A 16501-nucleotide genomic window follows, 5' to 3' on the forward strand; every position below is an offset into this window, starting at 1 on the left:
CCTGATCACCCGAATGGAATTCGAGCGGCCATGATAATGGAGCGATGGTCCACCCTCTCGAAGGCCGCTGCGCACTGTCGCATCTAGGCGTGATCCGGGCGCAAGGCGAGGACGCCGCGCGCTTCCTGCACAACCAGCTCACCCAGGATTTCGCGCTGCTGCCGCCGGGCCAGGCGCGGCTGGCGGCTTTCTGCAGCGCCAAGGGCCGCATGCTGGCCAGTTTCGTGGGCGTGCCCTCGGGTCCCGAGCAGATCCTGCTGGTCACCTCGCGTGACCTGCTCGCGCCCACGCTCAAGCGGCTCTCGATGTTCGTTCTCCGGTCCAAGGCGAAGCTCAGCGACGCATCGGCGGACTTCTCGCTGTTCGGCCTTGCGGGGGATGCGGCGGTCGAGGCGCTGCAGGGCCCGGGGGAGCCGTGGACCGTGCGCCAGTCCGGCGCCGCCCAGGTCGTGTCGCTGTACCCCGCGGACGGCCAGCCGCGAGCGCTCTGGATCGCCCCCGCGGGTGAGCCGGCCCCGCCGGGCGCCGATCTGCCCTTCGAAACCTGGCAGTGGGGCGAGGTGCGCAGCGGCATCGCCACGATCACCGCACCGGTGACCGAGGCCTTCGTGCCGCAGATGCTCAACTACGAATCCGTCGGCGGCGTGAACTTCAAGAAGGGCTGCTACCCCGGCCAGGAAATCGTCGCGCGCAGCCAGTTCCGCGGCACCCTCAAGCGGCGCGGCTACGTGGTGCACGGGCCGGCCCCGATGCAGGCCGGCCAGGAGGTGTTCCACGAGAGCGACCCGTCGCAGCCGGTCGGCACGGTGGCCGAAGCGGCGCCGGCGCCGCAAGGCGGCTGGGACGCGATCGTCTCCATGCAGACGACGGCTGCGGAAGGCGGGCGCCTGAACGTGGGCAGCCCCGACGGCCCGATCCTCGATCGGCTGCCCCTCCCCTACCCGCTGCTCGCGGACGTCTGATCAGCGCTCGACGCGGGGCCGCAGCGCCGGCGGCACTTGCGCCAGGATCGCGCCCCGGCGCGCCGCGGGCGCGAGGGCCAGTGCCTCGCGCCAGCTGTCCACCGCCTTCGCCTCGTCCCTCAAAGCCCGGAACTGGAAGTCGGCCAGCAGCAGCAGGCTGTCGGCGCGCGCCGCCGGGTAGTCCTTCAGCAGGACGTCCATTGCTTCGCCGAGCAGCGAAGCGTCGCCCGTGCGCCAGCCGATCAGGAAGGCGTTTCGCAGCAGGTCCACGTCGTGGAAGCCTTCGCGGATCGCAGTGCGTGCGAGCTCGATGGCCCGAGCGTCCTGGCCCTGGCGCGAAAGCATGATCACCTCGAGCGAGCGCACCGAAGGCGCATCCGGCGAGATCGCCTTCGCGTGCTCGAGCGTCTGCATCGCTTCTTTCGGCCGGCCCAGCTGTGCATGTGCGCGCGCCACGTTCGTGAGGATGGCCACCACGTGCGGCCGCGATTCGAGCACCGATTCCCAGATCCAGGCGGCGTTCTTCCAGTCGCCCCAGCCGGCCAGTTCGTCCGCGACCAGCGGCGTGATCTTGCGGTAGTGCGGATTGATCGCGATCGCCTCGCGGGTCAGCTGCAGCATCCGCGCCTTGGACGGCTCCCATTGGGGCGCGCCCGGGCGGCCGGACGCGGTGATCTGCAGCGCGATGCTGGCGGCCTGCACGATCTTGCGCTCGCACTCGGCGGCCTGGTGCGTGATGTAGGCGGCCAGCACGGTGCAGGCGCCTGCGCCCGCCAGGGCGGCTGTCGACCAGCCGCGTGTCCACGGGAAGGCGACCGGAGCAGTCCGCCCTTGCACGCGCAAGCGCGCGTCCGATGCTGCCACCACGCCCAAGGCCAGCGCGAACAGCGCGCCCGTCGCAGCCATCCGCCACGGAAATCCCACATTGCTGACGACCAGCATTGCGAGCAGGGTGCACAGCGCGGTGGCGCGCCAAGGCCCCTCCTCGCGCGACTCGGCATCGCCGGCGTGCCAGGTGCGCCACGCCGCCTGCAGCAGCCAGCCGAACAGTCCGGCCAGGAACACCAGGCCCGCCAGCCCGTATTCGGCGAGCGCCTGCAGCACCTCGTTGTGCACGTAATAGTCGGTCTCCACCTGCGTGCCGCGGGGGAGGTACAGCGGGATCTGCACCTCCCACGCCCCGGCGCCCACACCCGTGACCGGCCGGTCGGCGATCATGCCCAGCGTCGCCTTCCACATCACCATCCGTATGCCCAGCGATTCATCGCCGGGCGCGATGGAGGCGGTGCGTTGCAGGCCCCGCACCAGCGGCGTGTCGCCGCGGCCCTCCGCCAGCAGGCGGTCGTTGCCGCTCGGGATCATGCCCAGGCCGAGCACACCGGCGAGCAGGACGCCCGCGGCCAGCGCGCGCCGGGCGGTGTCCCACCCGGCCATCGCAAACCCGTCCCGGTATCGCCACAGCATGAAGGGCAGCACGACCAGCAACTGCAGCCACAACGCGAGCAGCGCTGCGCGCGTGCCGGTCATGAGCACGGTCACGATCACCAGCGCCGTGCTGGCCGACAGCAGCGCGATGGCCGCGCTCTGCCGGGCCCGTGCGAGCAGCAGCGCCGAGAAAGGCAAGGTGCACACCACGAACTCGGCGAAGAAGTTGCGGTTGACGAAGGTCGACGCCGGCGGCGGGCCCTGCGGGAAGAAGCGCCAGTCCACCCAGAACTGCAGCGCCGCCCACAGGGAACACAGCACCGCACCGCCGTGGATGCCCCAAGCAACCAAAGGCAGCCGCGATTGCGTGAACGTGTTCAGTCCGAGCCACACCAGCAGCGCGAACACGAACCAGCGGATCGCTTCGACACCCGCCAGGTAGGTGTGCGACCAGGCCATGCTGCCGATCGCGCAGGCCATCAGCAGCAGGGGCAACCAGATCACGGGATGCCACAGCACCGGCTGCGGCCGCCGGCGCCGCTCGAAGAAGAAGACCAGTGAGGCGATCAGCGCGCCGAAGGAAACGATGATGGACTTGAGCGTGTCCTGCAGCATCAGCTCGTTGGGCACGCCCAACGCGGGCGCGAGCAGCATGATGGCCGCGAGCAGCAACGCGACCGTGCCCGATCCTCCTTGGCTGCGAGCCGCCAGGGGTGGCGCTGCCGCCGCAGGCCCGGGCGCCGCCATCGTTGCGGCTGCAGCGACGCGCGGCTTCTTCCTGGCCATTGCGGCCGCCGCTCAGCGCGCCTGAAGCGGCAGCGGCGCGGACATCTCGATGTGCGGGATGCCGGCTTCGTCGAAGGGCTCCCCCTGGGGCTGGAACCCGAGCCGGCGGTAGAAGTCCTCGGCGGTCCTCTGCGCATGCAGCACGACGCGCGTGTCACCGTGAGCCGCGGCCGCGTCCGACAGCGCCTGCAGCACCTGCCGCCCCAGCCCGCTTCCGCGCAGCACCTGGTGCACGGCCATGCGGCCGACCTTGGCTTCGCCGGGACGCGCCTGCAGCAACCGGCCGGTAGCCACGGGTTGGCCGAGCCGGTTGTAGGCGACGGCATGCACCGCGTCCTCATCCGCCTCGTCCCATTCCATCTCGGCGGGGATGCGCTGTTCTTCGACGAAGACGCTGGTGCGGATCGCGGATGCATCCTTGCCCAGATCGGCCCAGCGGCCCGTGCGCACCTCCACCACCGGTTCGCCGGCCTCGAAGCCGGTCAGGATCGCCCGCAGCGCCTGCGGCACCGGCCGCGACGTCTGCGTCGCGGGGTCGGCGAAGACATAGACCAGCTCGCAGGTGATGAGGAGTTGCTCGCCACGGAAGATCGCGCCCTGGAATGCCATGGACGAATTGCCGATGCGGCCGCAGCGCAGCCCCACGTCGAGCATGTCGTCCATGCGGGCCGAGGCGTTGAATTCCACCGTCGCCTTCTTGACGTAGAGGTCGCCGTCCAGCTGGTGCATGGCTTCCTCGTACGGCAAGGCCAGCGCGCGCCAGTAGTCGGCCACCGCGGTGTCGAAGTACATCAGGTAGTGCGCGTTGAAGACGATCTTTTGCATGTCCACCTCGGCCCAGCGCACGCGCAGGCGGTGGAAGAAGCGGAATTCGTTTCGTTTCATGGTGTGCGCAAGGCGTTGGCGAGGGCCCGGGCGGCGGCGGCATGGGCCTCGCGGGCTTCAGGGAGCGCGCGGCCCATCTTGATGAACTCGTGGGTGACGCCGCGCCAGACCTCCAGCTCGACGGCCACCCCCGCGCCGCGCAGTTTATCCGCGTAGGCGATGCCTTCGTCGAACAACGGATCGCATTCGGCCAGGCCTATCCACGTCGGCGCGACACCCTCGACGTCGGACGCGTTCAGCGGCGCGAATCGCCAGTCGTCGCGCTGCGCCGGCTCGATGTACTGGCCGAAGAAGTAGTCGATGTGGGCCTGCTCGAGCACGAGGCCGCGCCCATACCGCCGGTGCGAGCCGCTGTCCTGCCGCGCCGCCGTGCCGGGATAGAACAGCAGCTGCAGGGCCAGCGGCAGCCCTGCGTCCCGCGCGCGGATCGCGTTCACGGCCGCCAGCGTGCCGCCTGCGCTGTCACCGCCGACGGCTATGCGCGCGCCACCGAAACCCAACACCGGGCGCTGCTCCGCCAGCCAGCACAGGCCGGCCCACGCGTCCTCCACCGCGACGGGGAACCGGTGCTCCGGCGCGAGCCGGTAGCCCAGCGAGAGCACGGCGCAACCCGAGAGCGCCGTGAGCTCGCGGCAGAGGATGTCGTGGGTGGCGACGCTGCCGATGGTGAAGCCCCCTCCATGCAGGTACAGCAGCACGCCAGGAGGCGCACCGTCGAGCTGGTACAGCCTGGCCGGCAATCGAGCGCCGTCGCCCGCCGGAATTTCGAGGTCCTGCACGTGCGGCAAGGCGCGGCGCGGCAGCTCCAGCACTTCGGCCGAAACCTCGTAGGCCGCCCGCGCCGCCTGCGGCGATAGCTCGTGAAGAGGCTGCTGCCGCACCCGGGACATGCGCTCGAGCAGCGAGCGCATCCTGGGGGCCAGTTCCGGGATTTCCGGGAGGTAGGTCACGCTGACGTCGGTTTGCGGCTCGGATACAGTCGAACGGCATCTTAGGACAGCGACCGCACCATGGCCCTCATCAACTACGTCACCCAGATCCAGTTCGACTTCGGCGCCGTGCGCCTGCTGCAGGACGAATGCAAGCGCGTGGGCATCACCCGCCCCCTGGTGGTCACCGATCCCGGCGTCAAGGCCGCGGGCGTGCTGCAGAAGGCGCTGGACGCGCTCGGGCCGCTGCCGTATGCAGTGTTCGACCAGACGCCTTCCAACCCCACCGAAGCGGCGGTGCGCGCGGCCGCCAGGATCTACCAGGAGCAGCGTTGCGACGGCCTCATCGCCGTGGGCGGCGGCTCGTCCATCGACTGCGCCAAGGGCGTGGCGATCGCCGCGACGCATGAAGGTCCCCTCACCCACTACGCCACCATCGAGGGCGGCTCGCCGCGCATCAGCGAGAAAACCGCGCCGCTGATCGCCGTGCCCACCACGAGCGGCACCGGCAGCGAAGTGGCCCGGGGCGCGATCATCATCGTCGACGACGGCCGCAAGCTCGGCTTCCACTCGCCGCACCTGATCCCGCGCACCGCGATCTGCGACCCCGAGCTCACGCTCGGCCTGCCGCCAAAGCTGACGGCCGCCACCGGCATGGACGCCATCGCCCACTGCATGGAGACCTTCATGTCGGCCGCCTTCAACCCGCCCGCCGACGGCATCGCGCTGGACGGCCTGGAGCGCGGCTGGGCCAACATCGAGCGCGCCACCCGCAACGGCAGCGACCGCGAGGCGCGCTCCCAGCTGATGAGCGCTTCGATGCAGGGCGCCATGGCGTTCCAGAAGGGCCTGGGCTGCGTGCATTCGCTCAGCCACAGCCTGGGCGGCGTCAACCCGCAGCTGCACCACGGCACGCTCAACGCCATGTTCCTGCCGGCCGTCGTGCGCTTCAACGCGCAGGCCGAGTCGGTTCAGAAGGAGCGCCGCCTGGAGCGCATGGCGCATGCGATGGGGCTGTCCTCCGCAGGCGACATCCCCGATGCGATCCGCGACATGAACGCCCGCCTGGGTCTGCCCAAGGGCCTGGCCGAGATGGGCGTGCAGCGCGATTGGTTCGACAAGATCATCAAGAACGCGCTGGCCGACCACTGCCACAAGACCAATCCGCGCATCGCGGATGCGAAGGACTACGAGCGGATGCTCGCCGAGTCGCTCTGATCTAGAGCGCTTCCACGCGGCCCGGGTCCGGCCGCTCCAGCCACTGCGAGAACTCTTCGGCCAGCTGCGCGCTGGCCGAGGCCGCGGCCTGCCACACCTTCATGCGCGAGGCGAGGTCGGTGCCGTACCGCGCGAAGTCCCTGCGGTCCGGCAGCCTGCCATTTGGCAGCCCGCGAACCCACTCGGGATCAGGCGCCAGCACTACCGTGTTCTCCAGGAACGCCGTCGCGCCGTGCCGCCAGCGCCAGGCCTTGTCCAGCCAGCCCGGCACGACCGCTTTCTGGAAATGCGGGTACAGCACGAGCCCCTGCGGATGTGCCGCCGCGTAATTGAGGTGCAGGTGGTAGTCGGTGATGCCGCCGTCCCAGTAGGCGCCGCGCGGCGCGCCGGGGATGTCGTGGATCGCCTGTAGCACGAAAGGAATCGAGCAGCTCGCCTGCAAGGCCGGATGGAAGTTCTCTTCGGTCAGGTGCACCTGGCGCGTGCTGAAGTCCTGCTCGTCGAATGGCAGGCTGAGCGCCTCCGGGTCCGGTCCTGACGAAAACACCACCCGCTCCAGCCAGGCGCACAGCGCCCGGCGGTGCAGGCTGTTGGAAAGGTAGGCGCCCAGGTAGCCCACCGGCGTGCCGAAGCGGTGTTCGCGCGACAGCAGGTGGCGGCCGCGCGAGGTGACGATGTGCAGCCGGTACCGCGGATGGTCCAGCACCTGCCGCACGCGGCCGCCGTAGAAGGACGCGAGGTTCTCCGAAAATCGCTGGCTCACGTGCCGGGCCGTCGGCGTCTTACGTCCGGGCTCCAGCTCGTAGTCCTGCGCGATGTAGTCGCGCTCGAGCCGTTCGAAGGCGGGGATCGCCTCGTCGAGGCAGGCCGTGGCCATCCGCCACGCGCCGATCGAAGCGCCGACCAGGTGCACCGGCTGCTGCGAGCGAGGCAGCCATTCGCCGAAGATGAAGCGGTCGAGCGGCCCCAGCACCAGGCCCTTGGGCCCGCCCGCAGCGCCCGGGATGACGCTGATGTCCTGCGGACGCAGCCCGTGCTGCTCGATGTGGCGTCGCGCGCGCGGCCCGGCGTGGATCCTGAGCGCGCGCGCCGCGGCCATGGGCCCTACTTGCGAACCTGCTGCAGTTTCGCGAAGGCGCCCGCCATCGCGGTGTTCAACTGCTGGTTGCTGGGTGCGCGCTGGCCCCGGCCCGCGCCTTCGAAGCGGTTGTCGCGCGGGCCATCGCGCCGCGGCGTGCCCTTGGCGTCCATCTTCATGGTCAGGCTGATGCGCTTGCGGGCGGCGTCCACTTCCAGCACCTTGACCTTGACGATGTCGCCGGTCTTGACCACCTCGCGCGCGTCATTGACGAAGCGGTTGGACAGCTGGCTCACGTGCACGAGGCCGTCCTGGTGCACGCCGAGGTCGACGAAGGCGCCGAACTGCGCCACGTTGCTCACCGTGCCCTCCAGCACCATGCCTTCCTTCAGGTCGGCGATGTCTTCCACGCCGTCGTTGAAGCGGGCGACCCTGAAGTCGGGGCGCGGGTCGCGGCCGGGTTTCTCGAGTTCGGTGAGGATGTCGCGCACCGTGATGACGCCGAAGCGCTCGTTGGCGAACAGCTCCGGCTTGAGCGTCTTGAGCATCTCGGCGCGACCCATGAGCTCGGCGACGGGCTTGCCGGTCGCGGCGATCATCTTCTCCACCACCGGATAGGTCTCGGGGTGCACGCCGGTCATGTCCAGCGGGTTCTGGCCCTCGCGGATCCGCAGGAAGCCGGCGCTCTGTTCGAAGGTCTTGGCGCCCAGCCCGCTCACTTCCAGCAGCTGCTGGCGGCTGCGGAACGCGCCGTTGGCTTCGCGCCAGCGCACGAGCGACTTGGCCACGGACGATGTCAGCCCCGACACGCGCGTGAGCAGCGGCACGCTGGCCGTGTTGAGGTCCACGCCCACCGAGTTCACGCAGTCCTCGACCACCGCGTCCAGCGTGCGCGCCAGTTCCGTCTGGTTGACGTCGTGCTGGTACTGCCCGACGCCGATGGACTTGGGATCGATCTTCACCAGCTCGGCCAGCGGGTCCTGCAGCCGCCGCGCGATGCTGGCCGCGCCGCGCAGGCTGACGTCCACGTCCGGCATCTCCTGCGAGGCGAACTCGCTGGCCGAATAGACGGAGGCGCCGGCTTCGCTGACCACGATCCGCTGCAGGCCTTCGACCCGCTTGCCGAGGTCGGCCGCGAGCTTGTCCGTCTCACGGCTGGCCGTGCCGTTGCCGATGGCGACCAGGTTCACGCCGTGCTTGCGGCACAGGCGCTCCAGCGTGTGGAGGGAGCCGTCCCAGTCGCGGCGCGGCTCGTGCGGATAGACGGTGGCCGTGTCCACCAGCTTGCCGGTGGCGTCGACCACCGCGACCTTCACGCCGGTGCGGATGCCCGGGTCCAGGCCCATCACCACCTTCGGCCCCGCCGGCGCGGCGAGCAGCAGGTCGCGCAGGTTGTCGGCGAAGACCTTGATCGCGACCTTCTCCGCTTCTTCGCGCAGCCGCGTGAACAGGTCGCGTTCGAGCGACAGCGACAGCTTCACGCGCCAGGTCCAGGCCACGCACTTGCGCAGCAGATCGTCGGCGGGCCGGCCCTGGTGCGACCAGCCCAGCTGCAGCGCGATCTTCCCTTCCGCGATCGAAGGCTTGCCGGGCTCCGGCTCGACCGGCAGGGCGAGCTTGGCATCGAGGATCTCGAGCTGGCGGCCGCGGAACACCGCCAGGGCGCGATGCGAAGGCACTCGGCCGATCGGCTCGTCGTAGTCGAAGTAGTCGCGGAACTTGGCGACGTCCGGGTTGTTCTCGTCCTTGCCCGCGGCCAGCTTGCTGCGAAAGAGTCCTTCCTGCCACAGCCATTCGCGCAGGGACTGCACGAGCGCGGGCTCTTCGGCCCAGCGCTCGGACAGGATGTCGCGCACGCCGTCGAGGACAGCCGCGACGGTGGTGAAGTCCTCGCCGCCCTCGCCCTTCTCGGCCTTGACGAATGCCTGGGCTTGGGCCGCAGTGTCCAGCCCTGGATCGGCGAACAGCTTGTCCGCCAGCGGTTCGATGCCGGCTTCTCGCGCGATCTGGCCCTTGGTGCGGCGCTTGGGCTTGAAGGGCAGGTAGAGGTCTTCCAGCTCCTGCTTGGTCGGCGCGGCCTCGAAGGCGGCGCGCAGCTCGGGCGTGAGCTTTCCCTGTTCCTCGACGCTTCGGATCACCGCCTCGCGGCGCTCTTCCAGCTCGCGCAGGTAGCCCAGCCGGAACTGCAGTTCACGCAGCTGCACGTCGTCGAGGCCGCCAGTGGCTTCCTTGCGGTAGCGGGCGATGAAGGGGACCGTGGCGCCGCCGTCGAGCAGGTCGACGGCCGCCCGCACCTGCTGTTCGCCGACGCGGATCTCGGCGGCGATCTGGCGGGTGATCTTGTTCATGGGTACTGCTGGGCTGCCAACGAAGCGCGCGAGTTTGCCACAGGGAACGCACAGCAAAACGGGACTGTGGCTGACATCGGGAGAACTTGCGCATTCCAAGAATCGTTTCATCCCGTTGTTGCATTTTTCCTGGAGAACCCCATGCGCGCCCGAATGATCATCCTGGTGCTCGTGATCCTGGCCGTGGCTGGATTCGCGGCACAGAACTGGCCGGAAATCAACCGGACCTCGACGCTGAACTTCGGCGTCGTGCAAGCCGATGCCCCGATGGGCCTGATCCTGCTGACGCTGCTCGGGCTGACGCTACTGGTGTTCCTGGCGACGGCGGCCACCATGCGCAGCCGCAACCTGGTCGAATCGCGCCAGTACGCCAAGGACATCCACGTGCAGCGCGAGCTGGCGGAGAAGGCCGAAGTCTCGCGCTTCACCGACCTGCGGCAGATGCTGGACAGCCACCTTCGCGACGAGAAGCAGCGCGAGAGCGTCGCCCATTCGGAGCTGGAGCGCAGCATGGCGCAGCACCAGCGCGAACTTCGCAACCAGCTGGAGCAGATGTACCACCTGCTCACGTCCCGGCTCAGCGAGCTGGAGCGGCGGCTCGACTCGCGCCCGGGCCGGGTGGAGCGGGTCGAGGAGGTTCAGCCGACGCGCGTCGTCGAGCCGGCGCCTGCCATGCACTCGCCGCAGCAGGGGCGCGAGCGGGTCTAGGCCTCGTCGAACAAGCCGGGGCCCTGCGGACTGAGCACGGCCCTCTCGATCTCGAGCAGCCGCAGCTTCGTCACAGCCCCACCTTCGGCCGAGAAGCCACCGCTCGCGCCGTGCGCGGCGAGGATGCGGTGGCACGGCACGACCGGCGCAAATGGGTTGTGCCCCAAGGCTTGGCCGACGGCGCGTGACGCTCCGGCATCCCCGAGCTCACGCGCCAGTTCGCCGTACGTCTTCACCTTGCCCGGCGCAATCGCGCGGGCCGCTTCGTACACACGCTGCTGGAACGGCGGCACGCCTTCGTAGTCCAGCTCGACGTCCAGCATCGGATCGCGCTCGCCCTGCAGGAGCTTGTGCACACGCCCGATCACGGCGGCGATGACCGGAGGTGGTGCGGACTCCGGCACGTCGCCGCCGCGGCGGCGCAGCCTCGCCAGCGTCTTCTCGTCAGTGCTCTCCGGCAACTGCACGGCCTGCACCGCTCCCGCCGCCGTCCACGCGATACCGCAGCGGCCGATCGCGGTGTCGAACAGGCAGCAGCCAACCGCACTGGCCATCGAGATCAGCTTTCGCGCAAGGCCGCGCGCAGCTGCGTGCCGACCTCGGGCCGCTCGAGGAAGGGGTCGGGCGGATTGCGGATGTCGACGATCGCCTCCATCCGGCTGCGCACGTTGCCCAGTGCCTTGGGGTGGCTGAAGATGTAGAACTGGTCGGCGGCGATGGCGTCGAACACCTTCTGCGCCACTTCCGGCGCCGTGACCTTGCCCGAGCTCACCGCCTTGTCGCTCATGGCCTGGCCGATCAGCTGGCTCTTCGTCGGCTTCGCGGCCGGCAGCTCGCCCGGCCGGTTGCGCTGGCTCTGGTGGATGCCGGTCGGCACGAAGTACGGGCACAGCACGCTCGCGCCGATCTGGTCGGTGACCAGGCGCAGGTCCTGGTACAGCGTCTCGGTCAGGCTCACGACGGCATGCTTGCTCACGTTGTAGATGCCCATGTTCGGCGGCGTGAGCAGGCCGGCCATGCTGGCGGTGTTCACGATGTGGCCCTGCCACTTCGGGTCGGCCTTGGCCGCGGCCAGCATCATCGGCGTGAACAGGCGCACCCCGTGCACCACGCCCCAGACGTTGACGCCCAGCACCCACTCCCAGTCGGCGATGCTGTTCTCCCAGACCAGGCCGCCGGCACCGACGCCCGCGTTGTTGAAGACGAAATGCGGCGCACCGAAACGCTCCTGCACGGCCTTCGCCAGCGCCTCCATCTCCGCGGCCTTGGACACGTCGACACGGCGCGCAAGCACCTGGGCACCGGCCTGGCGCATCTCGGCCTCGGCCTTGTCCAGCGCGTCCTGCTGCACGTCCACCAGCACCAGGTTCATGCCCAGCCGGGCGCCGATGCGGGCGCATTCCAGGCCGAAGCCCGAGCCGCCGCCGGTGAGGACGGCGGTCTTGCCTTTGAAATCCGAGATCATGTCGGGTCTGCCTTTCTGAGCACGTAGCCGATGCGGGGGAAATGGACGTGGATGGCGCCGATGCGAGGGTCTTCGCGGCGGATGCTGTAGTGCGTGCGCGTCGCCGCCATCAACACGCCTTCGGTGGGCTCGGGACCGAAGGCCTCCGCAGTGATGGTCACCCGCGTGCCCAGCGGGATGCCGTGGTCGTCCTGGAATGCGCTGTCCACCAGCAGGTTCTGGCCCGGCGGCAGCGGCTCGGCGCGCTCGGCCACGGTGAGCGCATCCTCGGGCGACAGCTTCTCGAAACGGCCGTGCCCGAGCGCCGACATGCGCTCCATCCACTCCAGCAGCGAAGGCGTGGCCTGCAGGATGTCGGCCAGCACGGGCGTGCGCATGCGGGTGAACCACAGCGGGTGGTACGCCGCGAAGTCGGCCACGCAGGGTTCGGCGCCGAACAGGAAGTCGTGCTCGTCGGCCATGTGGGCGACGCGCCGCAGGTAGGAGCGATAGGCCGAAGTGGCGTCGCCCAGGCGCAGCTGCGTCATGTTGGTCCGCATCGCCTTGCGGTCGGCGAAGAACGCCTGCCCGATCTCCGGGGTCGGGAACAGCTGCGCGGCGCCGCGGGGCTGGCTGCTGTACGTCATCGCGGCCCAGAACAGCGTGGTGTCGGCCCACTGCGCGAAGATGCGCGCCACGCCCTTGATGTGCGGCGGGTACAGCGCAGGCTCGGGCTGCACGTGCTCCAGCACGTCGCAGATCAGCGCCGTGTCGCAATAGATGTCGGCGCCGACCTGCAGCACGGGCGCGCGGCGGTAGCCGCCGGTCAGCGTCACGAGATCGGGCTTGGGCATGACGGCCGGGACGCGGACCGATTCCCAGGGCAGCTTCTTGTGGCCGAGGATCAGGCGCACCTTTTCCGAGAACGGGGACTCCGGGTAGTGGTGCAGGATCAGTTCCGTCATGCAGGTCCTTGTCTTCAGCGCGGCATGGCCCGCGCGAGCAGGGTGTCGAAGTCGGTGCGGCCGCCCAGGGTGCCGAAGGCCTGACCCCAGTCGCCGCCGAGGCGCGAGTCGCAGAAGGCCGCGAACACCGCCGACGGCGCGGATTGGTACAGCAGCGCGGCCTGCACGGCCAGCGCCACGTCCTGTGCCAGCCGGCGGGCCTCGGTCTCGGTGGCCATCTCCTCGACGCGGGTCGGCAGGGCCGCCGCCATCCGGTCGAGCGCCGCATGCGCACCGCGCGCCGGGGCGAGTTCCTGCGCCAGCGCCGCGGCGGCGTCGGCCTTACGCAACGCGCGCAGCAGGTCCAGCGCCATGATGTTGCCGGCGCCTTCCCAGATCGAGTTGAGCGGCATCTCGCGGTAGATGCGCGCCATCACGCCTTCGCCGCCCTCCTCCACGTAGCCGTTGCCGCCCAGGCATTCCATCGCTTCCTGGGCGAAATGGCTGCCGCGCTTGCAGATCCAGAACTTGGCCACGGGCGTGAGCAGGCGCGCCATCGCGGCCTCGTGCGCGTCGCCCCGGCGATCGAACGCGCGGGCGAGGCGGATGGCCAGGGCGGTCGCAGCTTCGCTTTCCAGCGCCAGGTCGGCCAGCACGTTGCGCATCAGCGGTTGCTCGATCAGGCGCTTGCCGAAGGCCTGACGCTGCGAGGTGTGGTTCAGCGCCAGCGCGAGCGCGTGGCGCATCAGGCCGCCGGTGCCCAGCGCGCAATCCAGGCGCGTCATCGTGCCCATCTCCAGGATCTGGGGCACGCCGCGGCCTTCGTCGCCCACCAGCCAGGCGGTAGCGCCTTCGAACTCCACCTCGGAACTGGCGTTGGCCTTGTTGCCCAGCTTGTCCTTGAGGCGCTGGATGCGGATGGCATTGAGGCTGCCGTCCGGCAGCACGCGCGGCAGGAAGAGGCAAGAAAGGCCCGAGTTCGTCTGCGCGAGGATCAGGAACGCGTCGCACATGGGGGCGGAGAAGAACCACTTGTGGCCGGTGACGCGCATGCGCTGGCCCCAGTCGTCACTGCCGGCCGGCTCGGCGCGCGTGGTGTTGGCCCGCACGTCGGAGCCGCCCTGCTTCTCCGTCATGCCCATACCCATGGTGACGCCGGGCTTGTCGCGCCACGGCTTCAGTTGCGGGTTGTAGAGACGGCTGGTGAGCTTCGGCGCCCAGTCCCGGTAGATCGCGGCGTTGCTGCGCAGGGCGGGGGTGACCGCGTAGGTCATGGAGATGGGGCACAGGACCGAGGGCTCGAGCTCGGTGAAGAGCATGAAGCCGGCGGCGCGAAGGACGTGCGGGGAGCCAGCACCCGTCCCTTCACCGGCGGCAGGAGGGACTGGGGCGCCGGCCCACGGCGTGCCGTGCAGGCCCGCCTCGACCGCGGCGGACATCAGCGCGTGGTAGCTGGGATGGAACTCCACGACATCGACGCGGCGGCCGAAGCGGTCGTGCGTGCGCAGCTGCGGCGCGTGGACGTTCGCGAGCCGGGCATGGGTCTGCATCTCAGCGGTGCCCAGACGCGCGCCGAGTGCGGACAGCGGCGCGGTGTCCAGGCCGGGCGCGTTGAACTTCAGCGCGTCGCGCAGCGCGGCGTTGTCTGCGAACAGGTCGTAGCCGACCAGCGGCTCCGGCTGGTTGAAGACCTCGTGGGTGGCGAGCATGTCAGGCACGGGACCTCCTCGGTGCGAACACCTGGCGCCAGGTGTCCGCGAAATCGCGCACCTCGGCGGATTCGAGCGCGCCCTTCTCCACCAGCAACCGGTGCAGCGCCGGCAGGGAGTAGTGCGGCACGGCCGGGTACAGGTGGTGCTCCACGTGGTAGTTGACGTGGTGCGGGAACAGCACCAGCCGCCCGAGCCAGTTCCCGAACGACCCGGCAGTGCGGTTCGTGCGTGCGGCGGTAAGCGGCGAGCTCAGGTCCTGCGCCGCGCCGTGCTCGCAGATCGCGCGCAGCCGCAGGATGGGCTGCAGGACCGTCACGAGCGGCACGACCCACAGGACCAGGTACATCAGCAATCCGCGCGACCCGCCCACCGCGAACGCCAGCAGCGGCGCGGCCAGATGGAACCCCACGACCCACAACCGATCAGCCCGCGCGGCGGCGCGAAGCTGCGGCGAGGTGTCGTCCAGCGGGCGGATCTCGCGATTCGTCTCCGCGTTGATCGCCGGCGCACCGAAGAAGTACTTGTAGGTCTTCCAAGCGTTCAGCCCGAACAGGTCCTGCACCAGCTTGTTGAGCAGGTAGGCCCTGCCTCTCGGATAGCCACCGTGGATGGCCGTGTCCGGGTCTTCGTCGGTGTAGAGGTTGTTGTGGTGCAGCCGGTGCGTGACGCGGTAGGTGCACATGGAGACGCCGCCGATCATGCCGATGAAGCGCCCGGCCAGGTCGTTGGCGATGCGGCCGGTGAACAGCCGGTAGTGCGCCGCCTCGTGCGCCAGGACGAACAGGCCGTGCTGCGCGATGCCGATCACCACGATGGACAGCAGCATCCAGACGCTTGGCCAGGTGGCGATCGCGAGCCAGATCGCCAGTGCGATCAGCCCGAACGTGTGGACGATGGAGAGCAGCGACCGCCAGGTGGACAGGCGCGTGAGCGGCGCCAGTTCCTCTGGCCGCAGCAGCCGCCGCGCCTGGGCGTTGCGCGAGCCCGGCGCGCGGTGGTCGTCGCGGAACTCCTCGCCCTGGCGCGCTTGCACGGCCGCCTCAGACCAGCTGGACGAGCTGCTTGCCGAAGTTGCGGCCGCGCAGCATGCCGAGGAAGGCCTCGGGCGCAGACTCCAGGCCCCTGGCGATCGTCTCGCGCGGCCGCAGCTTGCCGCTGCCGACCAGCTCGCCCAGTTCCTTCAGGGCGTCGGGCCAGACCTCCAGGTGCTCGCTGACGATGAAGCCTTCGACCCGCATCCGGTTGGTCAGGATCAGCTGCGGATGCTGCATCGGGATGGGATGGCCTTCGTAGCCGGCGATCATCCCGCACATGGCGATGCGGGCGAATGCATTGGCGCGAAGCATCACCGCATCCAGCACCAGGCCGCCGACGTTCTCGAAGTAGCCGTCGACGCCGCCGGGGCACGCTTCCTTCAGGGCACCGGCGAGCGAGGTTGCATCGCGGTGCTGCTTGTAGTCGACGCAAGCGTCGAAGCCGAGTTCGTCGGTGACGTAGCGGCATTTCGCGGGGCCGCCCGCCACGCCCACGGCGCGGGCGCCGCGCGCCTTCGCGAGCACGCCGACCGCGCTGCCGACGGCGCCGCTGGCCGCGCTGACGACCACCGTCTGGCCCGGCTTGGGATCGATGATCTTCACCAGGCCGTACCAGGCGGTGACGCCCGGCATGCCGACCGCGCCGAGGTAGTGCGAGATCGGCACATGCGTCGTGTCGACCTTGCGCAGCGCGCCGGGCTGGCCGGCGTCGACCACGCTGTACTCCTGCCACCCGCCCATCCCCTGCACCTTGTCGCCGGGCTGGTACTTGGGATGCCGGCTCTCCACGACTTCGCCGACGGTGCCGCCGATCATCACCTGCCCCAGCGGCTGCGGCTGCGCATAGCTCTTGCCCTCGTTCATCCGCCCGCGCATGTAGGGATCGAGGCTCAGGAAATGGTGGCGGACCAGCACCTGGCCGTCGCGCAAGGGCGGCGTGTCCTCGGCGATCAGCCGGAAGTTGGTGGTGCTGGCTTCGCCGTGCGGGCGGTTGTCCAGCAGGATCTGGCGGTTGCGGGGCATGGTGC

General features: G+C 69.8%; 14 protein-coding genes. 3 read left to right on the forward strand and 11 right to left on the reverse strand.

The genetic code is table 11. The features are described from left to right. The first annotated feature begins 44 nt into the window (after positions 1–44). Positions 45–962: a CAF17-like 4Fe-4S cluster assembly/insertion protein YgfZ gene (gene ygfZ, locus EZ313_RS20930; RefSeq protein WP_135265239.1), complete on the forward strand. Its 918-nt coding sequence runs from the start codon at positions 45–47 to the stop codon at positions 960–962. Here the strand turns inward: ygfZ and EZ313_RS20935 are convergent, their stop codons facing one another. Genes EZ313_RS20935 through EZ313_RS20945 form a run of 3 tightly spaced genes read right to left on the reverse strand, consistent with a single transcriptional unit; the run spans position 963 to position 4969 of the window. Further along, positions 963–3173: an O-antigen ligase family protein gene (locus EZ313_RS20935; protein ID WP_135265240.1), complete on the reverse strand. Its 2211-nt coding sequence runs from the start codon at positions 3171–3173 to the stop codon at positions 963–965. Between the two features lie 12 nt (positions 3174–3185). Further along, a complete protein-coding gene (locus EZ313_RS20940) occupies positions 3186–4058 on the reverse strand; it encodes a YbgC/FadM family acyl-CoA thioesterase (RefSeq protein WP_135265241.1) in 873 nt (290 codons plus the stop codon). Next, entirely contained in the window at positions 4055–4969 is a 915-nt protein-coding gene (locus EZ313_RS20945; RefSeq protein WP_135265351.1) for an alpha/beta hydrolase, read from the reverse strand. The genes EZ313_RS20940 and EZ313_RS20945 overlap by 4 nt, the downstream gene beginning before the upstream one ends. A 99-nt stretch (positions 4970–5068) precedes the next feature. Here EZ313_RS20945 and EZ313_RS20950 point away from each other — a divergent pair, with 99 nt between their 5' ends. Next, positions 5069–6205, forward strand: coding sequence for an iron-containing alcohol dehydrogenase (locus EZ313_RS20950; protein WP_135265242.1), 1137 nt, complete (start codon positions 5069–5071; stop codon positions 6203–6205). A gap of 1 nt (position 6206) precedes the next feature. On the opposite strand, the gene EZ313_RS20955 is transcribed toward EZ313_RS20950, so the two are convergent. Together EZ313_RS20955 and EZ313_RS20960 are read right to left on the reverse strand one after the other, a co-directional pair. After that, positions 6207–7304, reverse strand: a complete 1098-nt coding sequence (locus EZ313_RS20955) for a phospholipase (protein ID WP_135265243.1) — start codon at positions 7302–7304, stop codon at positions 6207–6209. Between the two features lie 5 nt (positions 7305–7309). Next, on the reverse strand, positions 7310–9631 hold the full coding sequence (locus tag EZ313_RS20960) for a Tex family protein (protein ID WP_135265244.1): 2322 nt from the start codon (positions 9629–9631) through the stop codon (positions 7310–7312). Between the two features lie 141 nt (positions 9632–9772). On the opposite strand from EZ313_RS20960, the gene EZ313_RS20965 reads away from it, so the two are divergent. Then, positions 9773–10339 (forward strand): hypothetical protein, encoded by a 567-nt coding sequence (locus EZ313_RS20965; RefSeq protein ID WP_135265245.1) that lies wholly within the window; start codon positions 9773–9775, stop codon positions 10337–10339. Here EZ313_RS20965 and EZ313_RS20970 read toward each other — a convergent pair. The 6 genes from EZ313_RS20970 to EZ313_RS20995 are packed head-to-tail and all read right to left on the reverse strand — an operon-like array spanning position 10336 to position 16496. Further along, positions 10336–10893, reverse strand: coding sequence for a methylated-DNA--[protein]-cysteine S-methyltransferase (locus tag EZ313_RS20970; RefSeq protein ID WP_135265246.1), 558 nt, complete (start codon positions 10891–10893; stop codon positions 10336–10338). The two genes, EZ313_RS20965 and EZ313_RS20970, sit on opposite strands and share 4 nt — an antisense overlap. Positions 10894–10898: 5 nt before the next feature. After that, positions 10899–11804, reverse strand: coding sequence for an SDR family oxidoreductase (locus EZ313_RS20975; RefSeq protein WP_135265247.1), 906 nt, complete (start codon positions 11802–11804; stop codon positions 10899–10901). Beyond that, complete coding sequence (locus tag EZ313_RS20980) at positions 11801–12748, reverse strand: glutathione S-transferase family protein (protein ID WP_135265248.1); 948 nt, start codon at positions 12746–12748, stop codon at positions 11801–11803. Before EZ313_RS20980 ends, EZ313_RS20975 begins: the two co-directional genes overlap by 4 nt. A 14-nt stretch (positions 12749–12762) precedes the next feature. Further along, on the reverse strand, positions 12763–14436 hold the full coding sequence (locus tag EZ313_RS20985) for an isovaleryl-CoA dehydrogenase (RefSeq protein ID WP_135265352.1): 1674 nt from the start codon (positions 14434–14436) through the stop codon (positions 12763–12765). A 1-nt stretch (position 14437) separates the two neighbouring features. Next, entirely contained in the window at positions 14438–15472 is a 1035-nt protein-coding gene (locus tag EZ313_RS20990; RefSeq protein WP_135265249.1) for a fatty acid desaturase family protein, read from the reverse strand. A 7-nt stretch (positions 15473–15479) separates the two neighbouring features. Then, a complete protein-coding gene (locus EZ313_RS20995) occupies positions 15480–16496 on the reverse strand; it encodes an NADP-dependent oxidoreductase (protein WP_135265250.1) in 1017 nt (338 codons plus the stop codon). Positions 16497–16501: the final 5 nt, after the last annotated feature.

Origin of the sequence: Ramlibacter henchirensis, assembly GCF_004682015.1 — a bacterium.
GTDB lineage: Bacteria > Pseudomonadota > Gammaproteobacteria > Burkholderiales > Burkholderiaceae_C > Ramlibacter > Ramlibacter henchirensis.

What these genes read in the sequence shown, in the direction of transcription:
- EZ313_RS20995 (WP_135265250.1), bottom strand. Translation starts at nt 16,496, where the DNA reads ATGCCCCGCAACCGCCAGATCCTGCTGGACAACCGCCCGCACGGCGAA.
- EZ313_RS20970 (WP_135265246.1), bottom strand. Translation starts at nt 10,893, where the DNA reads ATGGCCAGTGCGGTTGGCTGCTGCCTGTTCGACACCGCGATCGGCCGC.
- EZ313_RS20955 (WP_135265243.1), bottom strand. Translation starts at nt 7,304, where the DNA reads ATGGCCGCGGCGCGCGCGCTCAGGATCCACGCCGGGCCGCGCGCGCGA.
- EZ313_RS20950 (WP_135265242.1), top strand. Translation starts at nt 5,069, where the DNA reads ATGGCCCTCATCAACTACGTCACCCAGATCCAGTTCGACTTCGGCGCC.
- EZ313_RS20945 (WP_135265351.1), bottom strand. Translation starts at nt 4,969, where the DNA reads ATGCGCTCGCTGCTCGAGCGCATGTCCCGGGTGCGGCAGCAGCCTCTT.
- EZ313_RS20935 (WP_135265240.1), bottom strand. Translation starts at nt 3,173, where the DNA reads ATGGCCAGGAAGAAGCCGCGCGTCGCTGCAGCCGCAACGATGGCGGCG.
- ygfZ (WP_135265239.1), top strand. Translation starts at nt 45, where the DNA reads ATGGTCCACCCTCTCGAAGGCCGCTGCGCACTGTCGCATCTAGGCGTG.
- EZ313_RS20965 (WP_135265245.1), top strand. Translation starts at nt 9,773, where the DNA reads ATGCGCGCCCGAATGATCATCCTGGTGCTCGTGATCCTGGCCGTGGCT.
- EZ313_RS20980 (WP_135265248.1), bottom strand. Translation starts at nt 12,748, where the DNA reads ATGACGGAACTGATCCTGCACCACTACCCGGAGTCCCCGTTCTCGGAA.
- EZ313_RS20985 (WP_135265352.1), bottom strand. Translation starts at nt 14,436, where the DNA reads ATGCTCGCCACCCACGAGGTCTTCAACCAGCCGGAGCCGCTGGTCGGC.
- EZ313_RS20975 (WP_135265247.1), bottom strand. Translation starts at nt 11,804, where the DNA reads ATGATCTCGGATTTCAAAGGCAAGACCGCCGTCCTCACCGGCGGCGGC.
- EZ313_RS20940 (WP_135265241.1), bottom strand. Translation starts at nt 4,058, where the DNA reads ATGAAACGAAACGAATTCCGCTTCTTCCACCGCCTGCGCGTGCGCTGG.
- EZ313_RS20960 (WP_135265244.1), bottom strand. Translation starts at nt 9,631, where the DNA reads ATGAACAAGATCACCCGCCAGATCGCCGCCGAGATCCGCGTCGGCGAA.